This window comes from Pseudofrankia coriaricola (assembly GCF_032027725.1).
In the GTDB taxonomy this organism is placed as follows: domain Bacteria; phylum Actinomycetota; class Actinomycetes; order Frankiales; family Frankiaceae; genus Pseudofrankia.
The window spans coordinates 1-4,093 of record NZ_JASNFO010000183.1; the positions used below are offsets into that span (position 1 = coordinate 1).

The following is a 4,093-nucleotide window of genomic DNA, read 5'->3' on the forward strand; positions in this document are numbered from 1 at the left end:
CAACCGGATCCACAACGCGCTACGCGCCGTCGGCGAACGCGCGAACGCCCTGCTCAAGGTCACTTTCCGGCTGCTCCACAACATCACCATCGACCCCTGGAAGATCGGACTCGTCGCGAAAGCCGCCCTCGTCATCCTCCACACCGAGCACCGCAGGACCGCCTGACACCCAATACACCAACACACCATTGTTGTCACGGAACGCGACGAGACGTTACCGGGAAAGGCTCAATGTGTGCAGGACCGCCCCGCGGTACTCGTGCCCGTGCCCGGCCGGGCTTCGCAGCGTCGTCGTCGCGATGTGGTCGTCGTCGCGGTGCAGGGCCAGCGTCGGAACCCGGCTCTCGTTACGCCGATCGACGAGTGAACCCGGCTCCACCCCCATCGCCGCGGCGTGAGGAGCCCGGCAGCCCTTCGACAACGGCAGCCAGCGGTGCGGGCACCTGTCGTCGAGAGCAACAACTCCCTCATCGGTCCGGTACAACACCATCGGCCGGTCGGCGATCCGCCGGGCGAGAAGGTCGCCTCCCACCTCCGCGGAACGCGCCGCCACCTACCACATACGGCTCGGGAACGTCGGCGCGCTGCCCAGAGGCAGAGTCTCTGGGCGAGCGACGAGGCTCATAGCATCTCCTTCAATCGCACCTACTGGTTCTGTGCGCAATGACACGCGACGCCGCGCGAATGGTCCGGCTCACGCTGGAGACGGCCCCGGCCGGTTCACGGATGCACGCGGTGAGCCGAGGAGGGCATCTTCATTATCGTTTTTGGTGCCGAGAGTCGATTCTGCTGACGGCACTCGACGCCAGTCGCGGGCTGGCCGGCTGATGGTTTGCGCGCAAGCATCCTGCCTGCCGACTTAGCGTCCCGCACTCCGACACGTCCGCCCTCGACCGGCCGCCGCGAGACCTTGTACGAACCGGCGGCATCGCCGTCACCGAGCCCGAGGTCTACACCCCACCAGCGCAGCCGGTCGGCGGGCCCGTCGGGACCGTGATCGCGCACGACCTGTTCCGCGGGAACAGCCACGGCGTGCTCAGCTATGCCCGCCACACCACCCCGACTCTCGACCGCCGAGACCTGTCAGCAGCGCTGATCGCCGTCCTGATCGCGTCCGCCCGCGCCGACGTGCTCACCCGCCTCGCCGCCACAAACCCAGCCACCGACCCCACCGGCATCCGTCGACTGGCCAACTACCTTCGCGTGTTCCGGACCAAGCCGACCACATCGTTGCTGGCACCTGATCAACCCGCCGGCGCGTGGGACGACACCGACACCTCAACAGTACCGATCCGCTTCCCTCGATCCGACGAGGCAGCACGTCTGGCAGCGCCGCACTGGCCGGTCAGGCGTGATCGAGTGGTGCACCGTCGGCGCGGGACTGTCAAGTTAGCGGCTCTGGCGCACTTTCGGCTCTGTCGCACTTTCGGTGGTGACGCAGTGTTAGCCGAGCAGGATCCGGTGGCGGAGTAGGGGGAAGCCTGCGCGGCCGTGCATCTGGCGCATGATCCTCTTGGTCTTGGTGTTCACGCCTTCGGTCCCGCCGTTGTGGTGGGGCAGCGTCAGCGCGTTGTCGACGGCCTGGCGGTCGAGTTCGAGGCCGCGGCTGAATGCGTGCAGGTGGGGTAGGTCGGCGCCCCGCGCGTTGGTGATCCATGTGGTGAGGAGGTCGTCGTTGCCGTCGGCTGGGTCGAGCAGGGCCGCGAAGCCGCGGACCAGGCTCGCGAGGGTGGTCATCTCGGGGCAGGCGGCGGTGAGTTCGCCGAGCCGGTCGCGCTGGGCGTCGGTGAGGGCGTCGGGCCTGGTGAGCAGGAGCCGGGTCAGGCTGCGCGGGGAGATCGCCGGCCGGTCGCCGTCGAGGCGTCCCTGGTTGAGGTAGCGGACGAGCAGGTTGTGGCTGCCCGTATAGCCCTGCTCCCTGATCTCGCGGAACAGGCCCAGGACCGGGACGCCGGGTTCCTCCGCGCGGCGGCGCCTGAGATGGTCCCGGTAGGGATCGACCAGCGTCGGCCGGAACGCCGGGGCGGCGACGAGCCGGTCGGGTTCGGCTGCCCGGGCGTAGCGCTTGACCGTGTTCAGTGCGAGGTTGAGTCGCCGCGCGCAGTCGAGCAGGCCGACCCCCTGGTCGAGCAGGTCGTGGATCTGGCGCCAGCGTTCCCGGGTCGTGCGCGCGCGGGGGCCGTCGGTCGGCGCCGGGCCGGCTTTCGCCCAGCAGGCGCTGTGCGCGGCGACCTCCTGGCGGACCGCCTCGGCGAGGTTGTGCCAGAGATGCCAGCGGTCGGCGACCTGGACCGCGTCGGGCAGGACGCGGCGGACGGCCTCGGCGTAGGCGCCCGATCGGTCCCGGCAGACGACCTCGACGCCGGGATGGGCGCGCAGCCAGGCCTCCAGTGCATCGGCGCCGCGGTCGGGCAGGACGTCGACGCGGCGGCGGGTCTCCGCATCGATCAGGATCGTGGCGTAGCGCTGCCGGCGGCGCAGCGCGAAGTCGTCCACGCCGAGCACCCGCGGGACCTCGAAGACAGGCAGGGGCAGGGCGAGCAGGCAGCGCAGCGCTGTATGCCGCGACAGCCGGACCGCCCACGCGGCCAGCACGCGGGCGCCGGCGCGGCCGGCTAACTCCCGGACCACCGCGCCGATCTGCGCCGCGAGGCGGGCGGTCCGCCGCTGGTGGCGCTCGAGCAGCCCGGGAACCTGCTCACGGAACGTCTGCCGGCAGCCCCGGGTCGGGCAGACCAGCCGGCGGACCCGCGCAACCAGCACCACGCGACGCCCGTCGACCGGCAGGTCCGCGAGCGTGCGCTCCTGATAGCCGTGCACCCGCGACGACCCGGCCCCACAGCCCGGACAGGCCGCCGGCTCGTCCGGCGTCCGCGCCCGCAGACGGATCAGGTCCTCCTCGTCAGCCACGTCCTCGATCACGAGAGGCGACAGGCCCGAAAACACCACCTTCACCAGATGATCCGCACTCTCCATAACGGATCGTGACAGAAGAAGGCGCTTCCGTCACCACCGAAAGTGCGGCTCTGGCGCACATTCGGTGGTAACGGTGCGTTAGCGCCGGTCGTGGAGGTCAAAGCGGTCGAAATCGGCCACCTCACAGACGTTCGCGAGGTCCGGCAGGCGCCGCCGCGCTGCGCTGGAAAGCCTCAACCAGGACAAAGTAGACGCAAGCGGCGTCTCACCACGCGATCACTGAACGTCACCACCGAATATGCGCCAGAGCCGAAAGTGCGACAGAGCCGTTGTTCTTACAGGCCCGTCGGCGCGTCCGTCCCGTCGCTGCGGCCTCGGGGTTTACTGGGTTCCGCTTCCCGGCGGAGGTGATCGTGCTGCGAGTGCGGTGTATCCGCGCTACGGCCTGTTCTACCTGGACGTCGAGGAGCTACTGGCTGAGCGCGGCATCGACGTCGATCATGTGACGATCTGGAGGTGGGCGCAGCGGTTCACCTCGCTGCTGACCGACGCGCCCGGCCGTTGGACTGAAACTCCTCCGCTCCGCCCAGGTGATCGGCTCCGGACACGCCTTCATCCAGAACGTCCGCCACGGGCACTACGAACTTGGCGTCGACGCCGGACCCGCCGCCGACTCGCTGCAGCGTTCACCGAGCTCGCTCGGGACATCTGACCTAAATCCGCCAGTAGCGCTGCTGGAGATCGTCGACGGGCTCCCTGATTGATCGGCATCGGGTTGGGGGGCGGTTTTCCTTGTTTCGGGGATGCGGGAGGTCCGGATGCGCTCCGGGGTAGCGGTTCCGGGTCCTTGGGTGCTGGGAGAGTGGCGGTGCGGTCGGGTGGGATGGTGCGACGGGTGCGCGGGTCGGGCTGGGGTGACCGTCAGCTGGTGACGGGGCGCGGGGCGCGCAGTACGGCGAGGGCGTCGGTGAGCAGGTCGCCGCGGCCGGGTGGCAGGCGAAGGGTCAGCTGGCCGGCGTGGCGGACGAGCCGGCCGGGGACCAGGAGTAGGTCGTGTCGGAACCGGGCGGCGTGCGCGCGGCCGGCGTGCTGGTCGTAGCCGCTGATCGCCTGCAGCAGCGCGGAGATCCAGCCGGCGAGGACCGCTGCCCACATCCAGACCTGGTTGATCGTCGGG

The 4,093-nt window shown here is 69.9% G+C and carries 4 protein-coding genes and 2 pseudogenes; 3 read left to right on the forward strand and 3 right to left on the reverse strand.

From position 1 onward, the window contains the following. A pseudogene (locus QOZ89_RS46840) lies at positions 1 to 166 on the forward strand (IS5/IS1182 family transposase); the annotation flags it as partial. A gap of 48 nt (positions 167 to 214) precedes the next feature. On the opposite strand, the gene QOZ89_RS46845 reads toward QOZ89_RS46840, so the two are convergent. Then, on the reverse strand, positions 215 to 553 hold the full coding sequence (locus QOZ89_RS46845; protein ID WP_312630375.1) for a Rieske 2Fe-2S domain-containing protein: 339 nt from the start codon (positions 551 to 553) through the stop codon (positions 215 to 217). A gap of 440 nt (positions 554 to 993) precedes the next feature. Between QOZ89_RS46845 and QOZ89_RS46850 the strand changes: the two genes are divergently transcribed. Continuing rightward, complete coding sequence (locus tag QOZ89_RS46850) at positions 994 to 1,473, forward strand: hypothetical protein (RefSeq protein WP_312630376.1); 480 nt, start codon at positions 994 to 996, stop codon at positions 1,471 to 1,473. On the opposite strand, the gene QOZ89_RS46855 is transcribed toward QOZ89_RS46850, so the two are convergent. Beyond that, entirely contained in the window at positions 1,444 to 2,976 is a 1,533-nt protein-coding gene (locus tag QOZ89_RS46855) for an ISL3 family transposase (RefSeq protein WP_312630377.1), read from the reverse strand. The two genes, QOZ89_RS46850 and QOZ89_RS46855, sit on opposite strands and share 30 nt — an antisense overlap. 269 nt (positions 2,977 to 3,245) lie before the next feature. On the opposite strand from QOZ89_RS46855, the pseudogene QOZ89_RS48585 reads away from it, so the two are divergent. After that, positions 3,246 to 3,469 (forward strand): annotated as a pseudogene (locus QOZ89_RS48585) (IS6 family transposase); the annotation flags it as partial. Positions 3,470 to 3,837: 368 nt separating this feature from the next. On the opposite strand, the gene QOZ89_RS46865 reads toward QOZ89_RS48585, so the two are convergent. After that, positions 3,838 to 4,093 (reverse strand): hypothetical protein (locus QOZ89_RS46865; RefSeq protein ID WP_397428891.1); only part of this gene is annotated, 256 nt, incomplete at its 5' end.